The organism is Halomonas sp. ATBC28, from assembly GCF_005937175.1.
Taxonomy (GTDB): Bacteria; Pseudomonadota; Gammaproteobacteria; order Pseudomonadales; family Halomonadaceae; genus Vreelandella; species Vreelandella titanicae.
Genome location: NZ_VCQL01000001.1, coordinates 90,832 through 107,767, shown reverse-complemented (window position 1 = coordinate 107,767; position 16,936 = coordinate 90,832). Strand labels below are relative to the sequence as shown.

Sequence of the window (16,936 nt, the reverse complement as noted above, 5' to 3'; positions counted from 1 at the left end):
GGCCTCGTTTTTTAAACGGGCTTGTTAAACAGAATAGCAACACGCTAGCAGGCGGGAGCGAAAACGCGAATGCACCACTTTTGCGTTCGACTAGACCACTTTTCATACGCACCGAAAGGGTGCACTATTTTCATACGGCTTTCGTCTAAGTGCCCGCCGTTAGCGGGTTAAGCGGGATTAAGGGGTGTCCAAATGGATCGTAAGGAGGTCGTGCACCAACTTGTACAGCTTTATGCACTCCAACCGGAGCGATTGAGTAAGCAGGTGCGTATTGAGCAGGCATTGCGACAAGCCATTACCCAACAGTGGCCTGCCGGGCTGCGGCTGCCCTCTCATCGCCAGTTGGCGGATGCCCTTGGCGTTGCCCGCCAAACCCTGGCGCTGGCGATCCATACGCTACTCGAAGAAGCACTGCTTAAAACCGCCCATGGCCAAGGCACCTGGACGTGCCGCCCAATTACGCCAAGCCCTCCCCTGCGTGGCAATGCACAGCTCTCCTCTCGCGCCCAACGGGTTCTGGATGGCCCCGGCGCGAGCATGATTCAAAGCGGTGCCTTCGTGCCGGGTATTCCCGATATCGCTCAATTCCCGATGCGTAAATGGCGGCAGCTCTACGCCAGCGTAACGGTGCCGCAAAACGCCCTGCTGCTCTCCTACTCCACCGGTGGCTACGGCCCATTAAAGCGCGCGATACGCGATTTTCTGGCGCGCTGGCGCAATATTAGTTGCGACACGGAACAGATCATCATCACTGACGGTACCCATAACGGCATTGAGCTATGCGCCGTGGCGTTGGCTGATGTGGGCAACACTGTTGCCATGGAGTCGCCCTGCTACTGGGGAGCGCGCAACGTCTTTACCGCCGCAGGTTTGGAAATCGAACCGGTGGCGTGGCTGCCAGGTCAGGGGCACATGCTTCCGCCTGCTCCTGGCCCGGTCAAGCTGGCCTACTTGACCGGCTCGCACCATTACCCGCTCAGCGTGCCTACCAGTGCGGTGGATAAACAGCGCTTATGCGATGCCCTAGCGCCCGCGTATATTGTCGAAGATGATTACGAGTTTAACCGCGACGACCACTCCAATCTGCTCTTTGACCCGCACTCGGAGCGCCACTTGCTGGTGGGCTCGTTTTCCAAGATGATGTTTCCAGGACTGCGCTTAGGCTATTTAGTGGTACCGCGTCATTTAGCGGGGCCAATGAACCGCTTGCGCAGTGAACTATTCCGCGAAGGACGCATGCTGGATCAGGCCGTACTAGCACAATTTATTTTTGATGGTGATTTGGATGCCTGGTGTCGGCGCATTCAACGCGACTACCTAGGGCGCCAACAGGTGCTGCATGATCAACTACATTCGCTGCCGCAGGTGCGCAGCGTTTCGCCACCGAGCAGTGCTATTAGCCTTTGCGTCGAGTTTGAGCCGGGCGTTAACGATGTGGGAATCGCTCAGTCACTGCTGAAAGAGCATTTAATTGTGCGTCCATTAAGCCCAGTGTGTGCACCAACCGATCCGCGCGTCGGCTTAGTAATGGGCGTCGGCATGCTATCAGGGGAAACGCTGGTGCGTGAAGCACAGCGCCTGCGTCGCAGCCTGGAAGCACTGCTGCGCTAGGCGTTATTAATAGTGCACAGGTAAGGAAGGAAGTGTTTCTCAACACCTTATCCACAAGCTTTGAACGGTTTATACACAAGGACTTTTATGCGTCACCCTGTTGATAATTTCATCGTCGCCTCTTCGGCTGCTTTCGCTAGGCTTCGCCTCTGGGCATCACTAAGTCTTGTGCTCCTGCTCTCGGGCTGCGCCACCTTTGCGCCCAACCCGCCTCAGGATCAAAGCAATATCTGCGAGATCTTCCGCGAGCAGCCCAGTTGGTACGACTACGCCCAGGAATCAGAGGAGAAGTGGGGCACACCGATCGCCACCCAGATGGCGTTTATTCAGCAGGAGTCTTCGTTTCGTAGCCATATCCGCCCGGATCGCAAGTACTATCTAGGCTTTATCCCCGGCCCCCGGCCCTCTTCTGCCAAAGGCTACGCCCAGGCCCAAGACCCCGTTTGGGGGGAGTATGAGGATCAAGCGGGCAGCCTGTTTGCCCGGCGTACTCATATGAAACACGCCACGGACTTTATTGGCTGGTACAACCGTCGTTCCCAGCAGCAGGCGGGCATATCGCTCAGCAATCCCGAGCACCTCTACTACGCCTATCACGAAGGCGCGGGGGGCTACCAGCGGGGTTCTTACCGCGGCAAACCACAGGTATTGAGTGCGGGGAGACAAGTAGCTGCTCGCGCTAACCGTTACCAAGCCCAGCTCAATGCTTGCGAAGCGGAGTTTCAATGCCGCAAGTTTTACCAGGTCTGGCCATTCTGTCGTAGTTAAGGAAGCTGACGATGTCACTATGGATGGGTGCTGTTAGCGTGGTGTTTTTTACCTCGATGCTCTCCGGGGTGTTTGGTATGGCGGGCGGATTGGTACTGCTATGGTTTCTGCTGCTGATCTTTCCCGCGGGCACGGCGATGGCGGTGCACGGCGTTATACAGCTCACCGCGAATGGGTCGCGAGCATGGCTATCGCGACGCTATATTGTCTGGCCTATCGTCGCTTTTATGACGCTGGGTGTACTAAGCGCCGCGGGCCTGCTTCTGCTGTTCAACTACAGCCCCAATGCCGCCAGCGTCTCTATTTTGATTGGACTAATGCCGATTTTGGTATGGCTGCCCAAGCGCTGGTTTCACCTGGATGCCAACCGCGCCAGCCACGCGCTGTGCTGCGGCATCGCCTCTGGCGGTTTGACGATTGCCGCAGGGGTTTCCGGGCCGCTAATCGATATATTCTTTGTGCGCTCACGCATGGATCGTCGCCAAGTCGTGGCGACCAAGGCAATGATTCAGGTAGTGGCGCACAGCATTAAAATCATCTTCTATCTCGGCGCCGCCATGGCGCTTAGTACCGGCGAATGGGGCCTTGTGCTGCTAGCGGCGCCGTTTGCAATCTTTGGCACCCATACCGGCAACCGCATTTTACACCGTCTCACCGATGCCAACTTCCGCACCTGGACGCGCTGGATCGTGACCGGTATTGGGGTCTTCTACTTTTTTCAGGGGATCTTCCTGCTCACCCGCTAGCGTTGAGGCAGATAAAAGCGAGCTTAAAGCAGGTGCCTATACTGACCTTACCTATTAATGGAGGTCGCTATGGATTACCACCACTACCGCACAGCCCTTGCGGAAACGCTCGCCCAAAGTGAGCTGCCTTTTCCCGCTGCCGAATACCAGGTGCGCCTGGATAAGGTGCGCAATGCCATAGCAGAGCATGGATTAGATGCGCTGCTGCTAACCGACCCCGCCGATATCAATTACCTCACCGGCTACCACACTTTTGAAGTCTCGGTGCACGCTTGCCTAGTCTGCACCCAAGCGCGGCTAGTGCTACAAGTCGCCTCGATTGAAACCGGTGCGGCAGTAGTTACCGCTCGGGTCGATGAGATCATCGGTTACCGCTGGGAAAACTTGGATGAAATCATCACGCCACTGGCAGACCTGCTTTCCCCTTGCTCGAAAATTGGTATTGATGGCTGGAGCAGCGGGCTGCGTTTTGGAGTGATCGATGCGCTGATGCAGACTATTAGCCGTGAGCGTTTTAGCGAAGCAGGCACAGTGGTCGATGCGATTAGGATCGTAAAAAGCCCCGCCGAGCTTGAAATGCTGCAAGAGAGCGCACGAATCACCGCTCTCGGGTTAGAGACCGCGATACAGAGTATTCGCCCCGGCATGACCGATAACGATATTGCCGCCGTGGGCGCCAAAGCGCTGCTTGAAAACGGCAGCGAGTTTATGAGCCTCCAGCCAATTGTGACTAGCGGGCACCGAATTGGGGTGATTCACGTTAATCATAAGCGGCGTGTTATCCAGCCTAACGAGCCGGTTTTCCTAGAGTTCGGCGCCGCCTATCAACGCTATACGGCACCCATGATGCGCACTGCCGTGACGGGTGCTCCAAACCCGGCTCTCTCCGCCACTCGGGATCTTTGCCGCTCACTGTTTGAAGCGCTCTGCGACGCCATGCGTCCAGGCAATACTTTTGATGCCGCGGCCCAGGCGGCTGATGCCCTACTCGCCCCCCAGCGTGACCAGTATTTTTTCTCCGGTGTCTTTGGCTATGCCGTGGGTGCGCAGTTTCCACCTAGCTGGGTGGAGGGCACCGGCTTTATCGCCAAAGGGCAGGCCCGTACTTTTGAAACAAATATGGTTTTCCACCTGCCGCTCTGCCTACGTGTGCCCGGCCAGTGGGGCGTTGGCATAAGCGACACCGTGGTGGTTACTAAAAATGGAGCAAAACCACTGACCAATAACGACTGGCAGCTGTTTGAGGCGGGCTCATAAGCTACTGCGCCTTATAGCCATAGCATTGACAGGTCGATGGAGTAGCGCTATCGTCAACAAAGATGCAAATGAGAAACACTCTCTTTATTTCAGATAGTAGATGGTCGGGTCTATGCCCACATTATGCCCACAGGAAGCAACCAGCGTGAGGGAGCAGTGGAATGACTAGCGAGCAGCGGCAACTTCGCCAAACGGTCATATTTTTGCGCACTTCTTTTGAAGCGGTGCAGCACTCTATTGCCGGCCGCCTGGAAGACCCGCTGCCCTGCTGGATGGATACCAGCATGCTTTCCATGCTGTCGCGGGAGCTCACTCGCTGCTGCCAGCAGTCCAAGCCGCTGTTTGCCCCAGCCGTCACCGAACAGCTCTATATCGCCTCGCAACAGTGCGAGCTGCTACTCAAACAGTGCCCAGGGGTACTCAGCAGCGCGGTCTGCTATCGCCAGTTGGGTGCCATTATGCTGCCGCTTTCAAGCGCACTGCAGCAGATCGACACTCCCGCCAAACGGCGTTGGCCTTGGGCGAAGTGGAATTGAACGAGCATTGGAGAGGCCAGAAGAAGTATCTATTGGCGCTTGTCAGCATGCCCCCGGTGTCAAGATAGCAGGCAATAGAGAAGCTCTAGACCTTGGAAGTGATAAGGGCGGTGTTTATTGATGCGTATTCTTGGTGGCAAGCACTTGCTTACCTAGGTTTGTTAATCGATATTTTTGGGTTGGACTACGCGGCGAGTCAGGTTGCGTCATTTCAATCAATGTCAGTGCCAATGCCGGTTGTAAATAATTTTGTAAAAACGTGGGGCGATGCGTGAGTGATAACGCCTCAAGAAGTGCTTTAGTGCTCATTGGCTCTTCAAGCAGAGCTTGCAATAACCGCATTACTTGTTCGGTTACTTGTTCGGTTACTTGTTCGGTTACTTGCATAGTTGCTACAGAAGCTATGTCCTCATCTACCAAAAAACCTTTATGAACGGGTAAGCGAATCAAAAAGTAACTGCGTTCATCGTCAGTTTCGAACACTGGCTCTGGAGAACCGTTCGCCTTCATGACCCGAAGAATTTTTGGCACGCCCGTTGAACGGCCTTCGGTTAAATCCAGCTCTTTCAGAAACTCGCCGATACGCCGGTTGCGATAGCGGCGGCTGACTGCTTTGCCTGCCTGCAGGTCTTGCAAGCGAATAGAGCGATCTGGCCCTGGGAAGCTAAGCACCACAAGCTCCTGACCATCAATACGAACTTCTATGGGCTCACGAATTTCATAAGAGCGGTGATAAACAGCATTCACCACGGCTTCTTCAATGGCTGCCAGCGGAAAGTTCCAGAAACGCTCGGCCTGTGGGCGATCAGCGTGTTTTGTTACGCCCTCTTTCAGATAGTTGCGATTAATGTAGTCTAATGCATCGCGGGTGATACGCCCCAGAGGCCCCTGAAATACCTTCTCTTCAAAATGGTCGCCACCGGCACCATCTGGAAAATACACCACATCTATCTGAGTCGCGGGGAAAAACTGCTCGGGTTGCTCGTTAAAAAACAAAAGCCCTACATTTTTAGGAAAAGCCATTTCGCTTGGCCCACCAACCACATTCATTCGGCGGCCCAGGGTTTCAATATCCAGGTCTCGGGCTTCACCCACTAACTCGCTGCTAATGTCGTGCAAAAAATCACGCATCAAATAGGGAGAAAGATCGCTTAAATTCGCAGTTTGGCGATAGCGATCATCAAAGGGCACGGTTGCCGCCAAACTTAGCAGCTCGCGCTCATCCCGCCCCGATGCTTTCACCGTGCTGGTATGTTTGCGCAGGTAATAGGCCCAATCACTCTTCTTGCTCAAGCTGGTTTTAGCTTTATAGGGGCGTGTTTCACCTCCCGGAGCCCATAGCACCAAAATTGTTTTGCCCTGGATCTCATAAGTCGCGGTTAACGGGTGATAGTGCGGCGCAATCGCTGAGTGCCCAAGATTTAACAGCTCTTTTTGAATAGCATCGATTTGATCCGGTAATAAACCAGCAGGCGGTAGCTGCGGTTGGCCATTCTTTTCAGCAACGCCCACCAGTACATAACCGCCACCCAAATTGTGAAAGTCATTAGCGAAGGCACACAAGGTATGCAGGATGGACTCAGGGTTCCAACCTTCCTTGTATTCAATGCGTTCGTTTTCCACCGTGCGGTGATGGAGCAAGTCATCAATGTTGATGGGGAGTTTAGGTGTCATGCCGCCTACTCAAGCGTTTGGTTAACGTCATACAGCACGTGTAAGGCCTTATAACGTTTAAGTTAACCTCATGATGTAGAACGGTGCATGCAAATGCAATTATGGCGCGAGCGGCATCAGCTTTATTCAAGCCAATAAGTATTTTTCTATGTTTAATGCCCCCGCCTGATTTTACAGGAGGGGTTTTGCATTAAGGGATAGGCGCACAGGGTAACGGTCTGAAAATAGGATGGTTGGCGCTAACTAGTAAACTGGTCTATTCTTGTGCGTACTATTTCATCGAAGCATTCAAAAGGAGCTTAATTGATGGCTTTCGAAACACTGTTTACTCCCCTCCAACTGGGTAGCCTATCGATTCCTAACCGGGTTGTTATGGCGCCACTGACACGTGCGCGTACACCCGATAGCGTACCGGGTGAAATTCAGGAAGCTTACTATGGCCAGCGCGCAGGAGCGGGACTGATCATCAGCGAAGCCACCAACATATCTCCCACTGCCCGTGGCTACGTGTATACACCCGGTATTTGGACGGATGAGCAGGAAACAGGCTGGAAAGGCGTTGTTGATGCAGTACACGCCAAAGGTGGCCGTATTGCTCTGCAACTGTGGCACGTTGGGCGAGTTTCTCACGAAATGGTTCAACCTGACGGCCAACAGCCGGTAGCACCGAGTGCCTTGAAAGGCGAAGGCGCCCAGTGTTTCGTAGAGTTTGAAGATGGCACCGCGGGTCAGCACCCCACCAGCACGCCACGTGCGCTGGAAACCGACGAGATCCCAGGCATTGTTGCCGACTATCGCCAAGCGGCCGAACGCGCCAAGCGTGCCGGCTTTGACATGGTCGAAGTCCACGCCGCGAACGCCTACTTGCTTAACCAGTTCCTGGCGACGGGCACCAACAAGCGTACCGACCAGTATGGCGGATCGCTGGAAAACCGTGCTCGCTTCCCGCTGGAAGTGGTTGATGCGGTGATTGCCGTTTACGGGGCTGACCGGGTCGGCATCCGTATGACACCATTTATCGAGTTGTTTGGTTTGACCGACGATGAGCCGGAAGCGATGGCATTTTACATGGCCGAGCAGCTTTCCAAGCGCGGCCTTGCCTACCTGCACCTGAACGAACCCAACTGGGCCGGTGGCGATATCACCTTCCCCGATGGTTTCCGCGAGCAGATGCGCGAACGCTTTAGCGGCAGCCTGATCTACTGCGGCAACTACGACGCCGAGCGCTCCGATAAACGCATCAGCGAAAACACCACTGATGCCGTGGCCTTTGGCCGCCCCTACATCGCCAACCCCGACTTGCCGGAGCGCTTCCGAGTTAACGCACCACTCACCGAGCCGAACCACGAAACGTTCTATGGCGGTGATGAGAAGGGATACACCGACTATCCATTTATGAATAATGGCTATGACCGTATCCAGTAACGACCAAGAGTGATTTTTATCACCACGCCTTGTTCAGCCTGTGGCTGAACAAGGCGTTTTTCCTGCGAAACGCTATACGCGTGGTTGCTGCTGAGTTATGCAGTGAATGTTCCCGCCGCCAAGCAGTATTTCCCTTGCCGCAACGCCGATCACCCTCTTCGTGGGAAATAACCGGGATAGAATGCCTTTGGCCTGTTCATCGTAACGAGGATCCAGCAAGGGCATCACAATGGCCGAGTTACTAATATAAAAGTTGACGTAAGAGCCTGCCATGCGATCCCCAGGTAAGCGGGGATGCGAGCTGTTGAGGCGATCAATCCCACTGGCCTCATCCTCGGCAATATGTAGAGGGCCTGGCTGGGGCAGCTTATGAATAGTGAGCCGCCTACCTTGAGCATCCGTGGCGTTTTCCAGCACACGCAAGGCTTCCCGGCAAATAGCGCCCTGGGGATCTTGCTCATCCTCACACCACGTTAGCGCAACATGGCCTGGCGCAATAAAGCAGCACAGGTTGTCAACGTGGCCATCGGTCTCGTCGAGATAACAGCCACGCGGTAACCAGATGATGTGACTGACACCTAAATACTCCTGCAGCCAGTGTTCGATCGTGGCGCGGCTCATCTCCGGATTACGATTAGGATTCAGCAAGCACTCTTCCGTGGTGATGAGCGTACCTTCACCATCCACATGAATGGCTCCTCCTTCTAATACGAGCGGGGCCTCGAATCGTTGAATACCCAGCATCTCACTAATTTTACAACGAACCCGCTTGTCTTTGTCCCATGGGAAGTAGAGCCCCTCCTTCAACCCGCCCCAGGCATTGAACTCCCAGTCCACCATGGCGAGTCGCCCATCGGGATGGGTAATGAAGGTGGGGCCAACATCGCGCATCCAAGCATCATTGCTGGACAACTCAACCACCCGAATATGCGCAGGCAACTGATTACGGGCATTTTCATACTGCTCATCGTTGACACCCACGAAGACCGTCTCGCTCTCAGCAATCGCCACAGCCACATCCACAAAGGCTTGCTGAGCGGGCTTCGCACCGTAGCGCCATGTATCTGGGCGCTGTGGCCACAGCATCCAGCAGGCTGCATGAGGCGCAAACTCCGCCGGCATTGAAAAGCCCAATGCTTTGGGTGTTAGCTCACGCGCCAGAGGTTCGGTGGCCGTTGTAGGAAAGGTCGGCGCGTGTTTCATATATTCCCCACCACTATAAAGAAGCCCGTTGCCACGGCAGCGGCTATTAAGACATAGGGAAGTTGCGTTAACGCATGGGCCATTGGCGTACACCCCGCCCCTTGGGCAGAAAGAACGGTAGAATCACCGTAAAAGCAGGCGTGGCTGCCAAAGGCACTGGCGGAGATTAAAGCCCCCACCACGAGCGGCATATGCGCATCCATACTACTGGCAAGCGGTAATACGATAGGCATCGCCACGGCAAACAGTCCCCAGAAGGAGGCGGTCGCAAAAGCGAGAAAGGCCATGGTGACAAAGACAACCGCCGGTAGCATACCCGCGGTCATTAAAGGCTGAACACTCTCGATCACATAGTTGGTTAAGCCAAGCAGGTCATTCACCTCCTTAAGCACAAACCCAGCCACTAGCGTGCCGAGTGGCATAATCATGGCTTTGAAGCCATCCAACGCGGTGTCAAACGTATCATTGAAGCTTAACAGCCGTTGCACCGCGATAAGCACTAGCGTCACTGCAAGCGCCACAATCACGCCGCGCAGCACATCAATCTCAAAATACCAGGTGAAGAAAATCAGCGTCGCAATGGGAAGCAGAAAATTGAGCAGATGAGGGCGTTTTTTGCCTGTATCTTCTATTTCCAGCGCGCTGTCGTCAGCGCCATCTGGTTGCGGCTGGCCAGCTTCAGCGCGGGCCTCCGCTGCTCGCATCGGGCCAAGATTGGGGATAATGCCCAGTGCCACCAGGGGCACCAGCGCCGCCGCTATCCAGGCGTAAAACATAAACGGTATGGCTTGGATGTACAGCTCCATGCCGTTACCAGCGACATTGTTCTCTTCCAGCAAACCTGCGAAGAACACAGCCCAGGTGGAAAACGGTACGAGAATACAGATCGGCGCTGCAGTGGAGTCTACGATATAGGCCAACTTCTCACGGGATATGTTAAAGCGATCAGTGATTTTCTTCATGGAAGCGCTAATGGTCAGCGCATTGAGATAGTCATCGACAAAAATGATTAGTCCCAGCCCCCAGGTAGCTAACAAGCTTTGTCGGCGGGTATGGATGCGTCGGGTAACGGCATCACCAAAGCTTAACACCCCTCCGGTTTTTACCAGCAAGGCAATCAAGCTACCAAATAGCCCGCACACCAGAATAATCCACGTCACCGTGTCATTACCCAATACCGATAGAAGTATATCCGACCCTTGGGTAATGACATTGAGGGGTTGAAACATTAATAAGCCTACCAGCGCGCCTGCCAGAAGGGACTCAATCGTGCGCTTGGTAATAATCGCCATGACTAAAACCACTAACGTGGGTATAAGGCTTAAAACTCCATACTCTTCCATTGGTTATTCCCCTTTATCGTTGTCGTAGGTCACTACTGAAGACGGGCGCTAACGCCCGTCCCGAATAGCAGTGTTTATAGGTAACCATCCGCTTTAAGTGAGCGTGTGGTGGCGGCAAACGCTTCGTCGAGAATAGCAACGACGTCGTCGACTACTTGACGCGTCCAGATCAGGGGCGGCGAGATGATATTGAGATGACCAACCGGCCGAATAATCAAACCACGTTTCTGTGCTTCAGCGGCCACGCGGTCACCTACGCGCGCGTCAACGGGGAGTAATTCTTTGGTCGTTTTATTAGCCACATTTTCAATCGCCATCATGAAATGACTGCCACGTATATCACCTACCGTTTCATGAGAGGCGAGCGTTTTGAGCTTGGATTCAAGATAGGGGCCAACTTCGCGAACATTCTCACAAATGCCTTCACGCTCAATGATTTCGATATTTTTAAGCGCTGCAGCACAGCTCACGGGATGCCCAGAATAGGTGAAGCCGGTGCTCAATACCCCGCCGGGGCCTTGAGGAGTACTTAGTACCGCATACAGGGCGTCAGATATCAGCGTTGCACCTAATGGGGCATACCCAGATGAAAGCCCTTTCGCCACATTGATAATATCGGGCTGGGTTTCAAACACGGCTTCTGAGGCAAAGAAGTGCCCTAAACGTCCAAAGCCTGTCACCACTTCATCAGCAATGAACAGAATATCGTTGGCACGGCATATGGCCTGCACGCGGGAATGGTAGCCCTGTGGTGCCACCAATACGCCTCCCGCGCCCATGATTGGCTCAGCAATAAAGGCCGCTATGTTATCCGCCCCTAGCCGGTCAATGGTCTGCTCGAGTTCATCGACCAGGTGATCACAATACTCGGCCTCACTCATCCCCTCTGGGCGGCGATAGCAGTTGGCTTCGCTCAGATGGGTCACCAGATCAAGTGTATCGAACTGCCAGTTATTGCTGGCGATACCGGTCAGGCTCGCCGCCATGTAGGTGGTGCCGTGGTAGGCATTGGTGCGCGACAAGATCCGCTTTTTCGAAGGCTTGCCCAAGCGATTGAAGTAGTAATGCACAAGCCGGATGGTGGCATCGTTTGCCGTTGACCCGCCGCAGCTATAAAACACATGGTTCAAGTGGGCAGGCGCAAGCTCTGAGAGCTTGGCCGCCAGCTCGGTGGCCGGGGCATTGGAGAGATTATTAAAAGTGGAAAAGTAGGCCATGCGTGTGGCTTGCTCGGCCATCGCCTGGCCAATTTCGGCACGGCCGTGGCCCACATTGACACACCACAGGCCGGCAATCCCATCGATAAAGCGGTTGCCGTGTGCATCTTCGACATAGATACCATCACTGTCGGTAATTAAGTCACAGCCGTTTTCGTGGAACACACTGAAGTCGGTAAAGGGATGGATAAAGTGATTTTTATCTTTTTGCCAAAGGTCTTTCGCGTCGTAAGAGCCTTTCGCCTGCTGTTGAGTCATCGTCATACCCTCGCTTATTAGGAAGCCGTTGTTGAGGTGACTTCACAGGCTAGCGGGGAAAACAATGTCGGGAATATATCCCCATTGGGGTATATCGGCTGCGCGAAAGGCCTCCTATGGTGGATCCCCTTAACCCAACAAACACAACAGGAGACACGCCATGCAAGTTTCCATCGATGGTCAGCGATTGTGGTCAAGTTTAATGGCCATGGCAGAGATCGGCGCTACCCCCAATGGCGGCAGCAACCGCTTAGCACTGACCCCCGAAGATACCGCCGGTCGGCAGCAGTTGATCGAGTGGTGCGCGGATATTGGCTGCCATGTTCGCAGTGATGCCGTGGGGAACCTTTTTTTCCGCCGACCCGGTGCACGTGACGACCTGGAGCCCGCCGCTGTCGGCAGCCACCTAGATACACAGACCAAAGGCGGTCGTTTCGACGGCGTGCTGGGGGTTCTCGCGGGTCTGGAAGTGTTTCGCACCCTGCACGACCAGCAAATCGTTACCGAACGACCTCTGGAACTGATCGTTTGGACGAACGAGGAAGGTAGCCGTTTTGCCCCCGCGATGATGGCTTCCGGCACCTATGCGGGGGTGTTTACTGTGGAGGAGACCCTAGCTCGCCAGGACGAACAGGGGATTAGTTTTGGACAGGCCCTTGAGGAGACAGGCATGAAGGGAAGCCTGCCTATTGGCGAGCCTCGGTTAGCCAGTTTTCTGGAACTGCATATCGAACAGGGGCCGGTACTTGAAGAGGAGGGCTTAGATATCGGTGTGGTCACTGGGGTGCAAGGGATGCGCTGGTTTGACCTGACGATTGAAGGCAGCGCTGCCCATGCGGGCACCACCCCCATGGCATATCGTCACGACGCCCTGGCCGCTGCCGCCCGGCTCATTGATCGGCTATACGCCATCGCCGCCACCGACACCAGCGGTGACAGCAAGGTGACCTTTGGCTGCCTGGAGATCGATACGCCTTCTCGCAACGTGATTCCCGCCCAGGTCACCATGACTGTCGACCTCCGTCATGTGCACGATGATCAACTAGACGCGCTGGAGGCCCGCTTCTATAGCGAGCTAGATGCCTTGGTAGAGACCTTTGGTGTTGTGATAACACCGCAACGCCTCTGGAGCTCCCCGGTGGTGGCATTTAACGACCAATGCATTGCATCCATCGAACAGGCGACCAGGGCGCGAAGCATTACTTACCGCCGTATGCTCAGTGGTGCGGGCCATGATGCGGTGTATGTATCACGGGTGGCGCCCACCGCGATGATCTTCATTCCCTGCCGCGGTGGCATTAGCCATAACGAAGCCGAGTACTCAACACCAGAGCAGTGTGCACTTGGCACCCAGGTGCTGTGCGACGCGCTACTGCATAACGCTAACGACCTTGAGGTTACCCAATGAGCACAACTGTCCCAACGAACCTGGCCGAGTGGCAAGCACTGGCAGACACACTCTCCTTTGAAACCCGTGCCTATATCAACGACACCTTTGTCGATGCGCAGCGCGGAGCCACACTCACCACGGTGAACCCAGCCACCGGCGAAGTGTTGGCTGAGGTCGCCAGCTGTGATGACGCTGATGCCGAGCTCGCTACCCGCGCAGCTCGGCAGGCCTTTGACCAGGGAGAGTGGTCGCGACTCGCCCCAGGTCAGCGCAAAGCCACGCTGCTTGATCTGGCGGCGTTAATGCAGGCCCATAGACACGAGCTTGCCCTGCTAGACACTCTGGATATGGGGAAACCGATTACCAGTGCACTGGGGGATATTGACGGTGCCATCGGCTGCCTGCGCTATACCGCCGAAAGTATCGATAAGCTTTATGGTGAGGTGGCCCCGACGGGAGACCATCATCTCGGTTTGATTGTGCGCGAGCCACTCGGGGTAGTGGTATCCATCGTCCCCTGGAACTTCCCGCTCATGATGACCGCCTGGAAGATTGCACCGGCATTGGCGGCCGGTAACAGCGTTATTCTCAAACCGTCAGAAAAGTCGCCGTTATCGGCGCTACGCCTTGCTCAACTAAGCCAACAAGCGGGCCTACCCGCCGGGGTGTTTCAAGTGCTCCCCGGCTATGGCCATACCGTGGGTAAAGCGCTGGCCCTGTCGATGCAGGTCGACTGCCTCGCCTTTACCGGCTCCACTCAAGTGGGCAAACAGCTTATGCAGTACGCGGGTCAGTCCAATTTGAAACGCGTGTATCTGGAGTGCGGTGGCAAGAGCCCCAACATCATCTTTGCCGACTGCCAAGACCTGGACGCCGCAGCTCAGCATGCTGCCGCGGCGATTTTTCATAACCAGGGAGAGGTCTGTATCGCTGGCTCGCGGCTGTTGGTGGAAAACCGCATTCGCCACGCTTTCGTCGAGAAAGTGGTGGACGCTGCGGCTGCCATGCAACCAGGCGATCCACTCGACCCGCAAAGCTTTATGGGGGCGATGGTGGATGACACTCAATACCAACGAGTGCTTGATTATATCCGTCAGGGGCAGGAAGAGGGCGCCACGCTACGCTCGGGCGGGCAGCCGTTAGATGGCCCTGGACTCTTTATTCCCCCTACCGTGTTTGACGATGTCACCCCAGCCATGACGATAGGTCGCGAAGAGATCTTCGGGCCGGTGCTGTCTGTCTTTGGCTTCGATACCGAAGAAGAGGCCTTGGCACTTGCCAACGACAGCGACTACGGCTTGGCTGCCGCCGTCTGGAGCCAGGACATTGATCGTATTATGCGCGTCTCACGCAAGCTGCACTCCGGGCAAGTCTACGTTAACAACTGGGCAGGCCCGGACATGACAGTGCCGTTCGGTGGGGTTAAGCAATCCGGTAATGGGCGGGATAAATCGCTTCACTCGCTTGACGAGTATACCGAGATCAAAACCATCTGGATGGCGCTACAAACCTAGCACCTTAGCCTCTCAACTGCCGGGAAATGAGGGCCACGTGTTCAAGAAATAGCTGGAACAACTGCGATTGACTGGAGACATCCAGACGCTGGTAAATATGCTTGCGGTGTACCTTCACAGTGCCATCGCTGATATCCAGTTCCCGGGCCGCCGATTTGGTGGAGTGCCCTGCGAGCAACAGACGAACGATTTCCTGTTCACGTGCCGTTAAAACCTCTCGGCCAAAGCTTACGAAGGCAGCTTCCACCGGGGCGTCCTTTTCCAAGGTCGGCTGGAAGAGGACGCCCTGCCATTTCCAGAACTCCATCAACAAGGTTTCGATCATCGGCACCACACTCTTCAACACCTGCAATGCACGTCGTTTCAAGGGAGCTTCTGCCTGAAAGCCCAGCGATACCACCATCAAGACATCATCCCCCACACGTGCGAAGAGACCCACCTCATCCGCCAATCCTAACGCGCGATAATAGTGAGCATAGTAATCACTGGATTCAAAACGATCAGGGGCTAGCTCCCGCAACCGGTGCACACCGCTATCCAGGCCACCACTCATGGCGGTAAAAAAAGGATCCAATAAATACGCACCGCTGAGGTAGCGATCTATCGCTTGAGGGCGATTTTCAGACGGGTAATCGTCGTGAATCAGTAGTGGTCTGTGACGCCCTTTGTAGGTATTGATCAGAATCGTATCGAAACCGGTTAGCGCGCGCAGCACTTGCTCCAGACGAACGGGGAAATCGCGCTGTCCCGATGAGCGTACCAAGCTCGCCATATGCCGATGCCAAGCTGCACTTCCCGCACTTGCCAGAAAGGTACTATCGATATCATCGGTTGTTGAGCAGTATTTCATGAGTAGCGCTTCATTAGGTTGTTTGACAAAACAATACTGCCTTGCGCGAACACGGTAAACTCAGGCAATACAATTGACTCATTACGGCTCGTGATTACTTTGTGTTGAGCCTCTTGGATAAACGCTGCTAGGCTATTGATTCTTTCGTTTGAACATACAGGTAATGAATGCTTGCTTCGCTATTAGCGCTGCTGGTGTCTCTACTGCTCGTCGGCCTTGCCGCCACGACTGGGTGCGCGCTTTCGGCCTGATGGCTGGTTCCGCGAACTAAGTAAGCCAAGCTGGACACCACCGAATATCGCTTTCCCCTTCGCTTGGGGCATACTGTATTTGTTGATGGCTATCGTCGCTTGGCGTATTTATATGGCGAATGACTCAGTATGGCGCTCAGCAAGCTTAGCGGCTTACGCGCTGCAGCTTATGGTCAATGCCGCGTGGTCGTGGCTGTTCTTTGGGCGTAAACAAACTGTCGTCGGCTAAATAAAGCCTGAGCGCTGATTAAAAAAAGGATTCTGAGAGTATGGATCGCACCACTACTATAATAGTACTCGCCTTCGCATCGCTGGTATTAGGCGCAATGGCAACAGCGATATTTATATATGTCATTGTGCCCTGGCGCCGCCGACGGCGCGCAGCGAAAGCCGCTGCGCCTCGTCCGGTACAAGCAGACAACTCTGAAAAAGCTCAAGAACCTGACCCCCCTGCACCCTCAAAGCAAACTAAAAAAGTTAAGCAGCATTCGCTTTTTATAATCTTTGATCAACCCAGTGAAGATTCAGACGAGCGCCTTACCCAGTGGCTGCGGGAGAAAGACGCTCACTACGACGCGCTTAAGAAGATATTTTTAATCGACGGCCAACAGCCTTCCAACCCAGTCACTATCGCCAACGCCTTTCCACCGGGGGAAATGCCTGACCTGCTGCGCGGGGAAACCCATGAGCCCATCAAGGGTATTAGCTTATTAGTGAAACCACCGCTACGTAAGCGACGTAATCAACAAATGCATGTCTACGTAGAACTCGCCAAAGAGATGCAGACGGTGTTTAGCGGCAAAATGCTCAATGACGAGCGCGAACTCGCCACCGACAGCACCTTTGAGCAAATTATCGGCGAATAGATTTACAGAGCTATTCTTACAAAGAAC

At 54.6% G+C, this 16,936-nt stretch carries 15 protein-coding genes; 10 read left to right on the top strand and 5 right to left on the bottom strand.

All coding sequences use genetic code 11. The features are described 5' to 3' along the window. Positions 1–192: 192 nt before the first annotated feature. The 5 genes from E0L35_RS00500 (at position 193) to E0L35_RS00480 (ending at position 4,918) form a co-directional block, all read left to right on the top strand. Positions 193–1,611 (top strand): PLP-dependent aminotransferase family protein, encoded by a 1,419-nt coding sequence (locus tag E0L35_RS00500; protein WP_027957078.1) that lies wholly within the window; start codon positions 193–195, stop codon positions 1,609–1,611. Between the two features lie 87 nt (positions 1,612–1,698). After that, positions 1,699–2,379 carry a lysozyme-like domain containing protein gene (locus E0L35_RS00495; RefSeq protein ID WP_171051082.1) on the top strand — a complete coding sequence of 227 codons (681 nt, stop codon included), beginning with the start codon at positions 1,699–1,701 and terminating at the stop codon, positions 2,377–2,379. A gap of 11 nt (positions 2,380–2,390) precedes the next feature. Continuing rightward, positions 2,391–3,125, top strand: coding sequence for a sulfite exporter TauE/SafE family protein (locus tag E0L35_RS00490; protein WP_138799283.1), 735 nt, complete (start codon positions 2,391–2,393; stop codon positions 3,123–3,125). 69 nt (positions 3,126–3,194) lie between these two features. Next, positions 3,195–4,382, top strand: coding sequence for a Xaa-Pro peptidase family protein (locus tag E0L35_RS00485; protein ID WP_171051081.1), 1,188 nt, complete (start codon positions 3,195–3,197; stop codon positions 4,380–4,382). Positions 4,383–4,543: 161 nt separating this feature from the next. Then, on the top strand, positions 4,544–4,918 hold the full coding sequence (locus E0L35_RS00480; RefSeq protein ID WP_138799281.1) for a hypothetical protein: 375 nt from the start codon (positions 4,544–4,546) through the stop codon (positions 4,916–4,918). A 114-nt stretch (positions 4,919–5,032) separates the two neighbouring features. On the opposite strand, the gene E0L35_RS00475 is transcribed toward E0L35_RS00480, so the two are convergent. After that, on the bottom strand, positions 5,033–6,592 hold the full coding sequence (locus E0L35_RS00475) for a Fic family protein (protein ID WP_138799280.1): 1,560 nt from the start codon (positions 6,590–6,592) through the stop codon (positions 5,033–5,035). Between the two features lie 306 nt (positions 6,593–6,898). Here E0L35_RS00475 and E0L35_RS00470 point away from each other — a divergent pair, with 306 nt between their 5' ends. Beyond that, positions 6,899–8,017, top strand: coding sequence for an alkene reductase (locus E0L35_RS00470; protein WP_138799279.1), 1,119 nt, complete (start codon positions 6,899–6,901; stop codon positions 8,015–8,017). 72 nt (positions 8,018–8,089) lie between these two features. On the opposite strand, the gene aguA is transcribed toward E0L35_RS00470, so the two are convergent. The 3 genes from aguA to E0L35_RS00455 form a co-directional block, all read right to left on the bottom strand. Next, positions 8,090–9,220 carry an agmatine deiminase gene (gene aguA, locus E0L35_RS00465; protein WP_051430584.1) on the bottom strand — a complete coding sequence of 377 codons (1,131 nt, stop codon included), beginning with the start codon at positions 9,218–9,220 and terminating at the stop codon, positions 8,090–8,092. Then, a complete protein-coding gene (locus E0L35_RS00460) occupies positions 9,217–10,563 on the bottom strand; it encodes a Na+/H+ antiporter NhaC family protein (RefSeq protein WP_039857355.1) in 1,347 nt (448 codons plus the stop codon). The genes aguA and E0L35_RS00460 overlap by 4 nt, the downstream gene beginning before the upstream one ends. A gap of 74 nt (positions 10,564–10,637) precedes the next feature. Beyond that, positions 10,638–12,038, bottom strand: coding sequence for an aminotransferase (locus tag E0L35_RS00455; protein WP_039857358.1), 1,401 nt, complete (start codon positions 12,036–12,038; stop codon positions 10,638–10,640). Between the two features lie 160 nt (positions 12,039–12,198). Here E0L35_RS00455 and E0L35_RS00450 point away from each other — a divergent pair, with 160 nt between their 5' ends. Both E0L35_RS00450 and E0L35_RS00445 read left to right on the top strand, forming a co-directional pair. Continuing rightward, entirely contained in the window at positions 12,199–13,446 is a 1,248-nt protein-coding gene (locus E0L35_RS00450; RefSeq protein WP_138799278.1) for a M20 family metallo-hydrolase, read from the top strand. Continuing rightward, positions 13,443–14,942, top strand: a complete 1,500-nt coding sequence (locus E0L35_RS00445; protein ID WP_138799277.1) for an aldehyde dehydrogenase — start codon at positions 13,443–13,445, stop codon at positions 14,940–14,942. The genes E0L35_RS00450 and E0L35_RS00445 overlap by 4 nt, the downstream gene beginning before the upstream one ends. 4 nt (positions 14,943–14,946) lie before the next feature. Here E0L35_RS00445 and E0L35_RS00440 read toward each other — a convergent pair whose 3' ends face one another. After that, positions 14,947–15,792, bottom strand: a complete 846-nt coding sequence (locus E0L35_RS00440; RefSeq protein WP_138799276.1) for a LuxR C-terminal-related transcriptional regulator — start codon at positions 15,790–15,792, stop codon at positions 14,947–14,949. 216 nt (positions 15,793–16,008) lie between these two features. Here E0L35_RS00440 and E0L35_RS00435 point away from each other — a divergent pair, with 216 nt between their 5' ends. Together E0L35_RS00435 and E0L35_RS00430 are read left to right on the top strand one after the other, a co-directional pair. After that, entirely contained in the window at positions 16,009–16,272 is a 264-nt protein-coding gene (locus E0L35_RS00435) for a TspO/MBR family protein (protein WP_022521657.1), read from the top strand. Positions 16,273–16,312: 40 nt separating this feature from the next. Continuing rightward, positions 16,313–16,909: a cell division protein ZipA C-terminal FtsZ-binding domain-containing protein gene (locus E0L35_RS00430; RefSeq protein WP_138799275.1), complete on the top strand. Its 597-nt coding sequence runs from the start codon at positions 16,313–16,315 to the stop codon at positions 16,907–16,909. Positions 16,910–16,936: the final 27 nt, after the last annotated feature.

Coding starts and splice junctions, on each gene's coding strand:
- E0L35_RS00500 (WP_027957078.1), top strand. CDS start 193: ATGGATCGTAAGGAGGTCGTGCACCAACTTGTACAGCTTTATGCACTC.
- E0L35_RS00495 (WP_171051082.1), top strand. CDS start 1,699: ATGCGTCACCCTGTTGATAATTTCATCGTCGCCTCTTCGGCTGCTTTC.
- E0L35_RS00490 (WP_138799283.1), top strand. CDS start 2,391: ATGTCACTATGGATGGGTGCTGTTAGCGTGGTGTTTTTTACCTCGATG.
- E0L35_RS00485 (WP_171051081.1), top strand. CDS start 3,195: ATGGATTACCACCACTACCGCACAGCCCTTGCGGAAACGCTCGCCCAA.
- E0L35_RS00480 (WP_138799281.1), top strand. CDS start 4,544: ATGACTAGCGAGCAGCGGCAACTTCGCCAAACGGTCATATTTTTGCGC.
- E0L35_RS00475 (WP_138799280.1), bottom strand. CDS start 6,592: ATGACACCTAAACTCCCCATCAACATTGATGACTTGCTCCATCACCGC.
- E0L35_RS00470 (WP_138799279.1), top strand. CDS start 6,899: ATGGCTTTCGAAACACTGTTTACTCCCCTCCAACTGGGTAGCCTATCG.
- aguA (WP_051430584.1), bottom strand. CDS start 9,220: ATGAAACACGCGCCGACCTTTCCTACAACGGCCACCGAACCTCTGGCG.
- E0L35_RS00460 (WP_039857355.1), bottom strand. CDS start 10,563: ATGGAAGAGTATGGAGTTTTAAGCCTTATACCCACGTTAGTGGTTTTA.
- E0L35_RS00455 (WP_039857358.1), bottom strand. CDS start 12,038: ATGACTCAACAGCAGGCGAAAGGCTCTTACGACGCGAAAGACCTTTGG.
- E0L35_RS00450 (WP_138799278.1), top strand. CDS start 12,199: ATGCAAGTTTCCATCGATGGTCAGCGATTGTGGTCAAGTTTAATGGCC.
- E0L35_RS00445 (WP_138799277.1), top strand. CDS start 13,443: ATGAGCACAACTGTCCCAACGAACCTGGCCGAGTGGCAAGCACTGGCA.
- E0L35_RS00440 (WP_138799276.1), bottom strand. CDS start 15,792: ATGAAATACTGCTCAACAACCGATGATATCGATAGTACCTTTCTGGCA.
- E0L35_RS00430 (WP_138799275.1), top strand. CDS start 16,313: ATGGATCGCACCACTACTATAATAGTACTCGCCTTCGCATCGCTGGTA.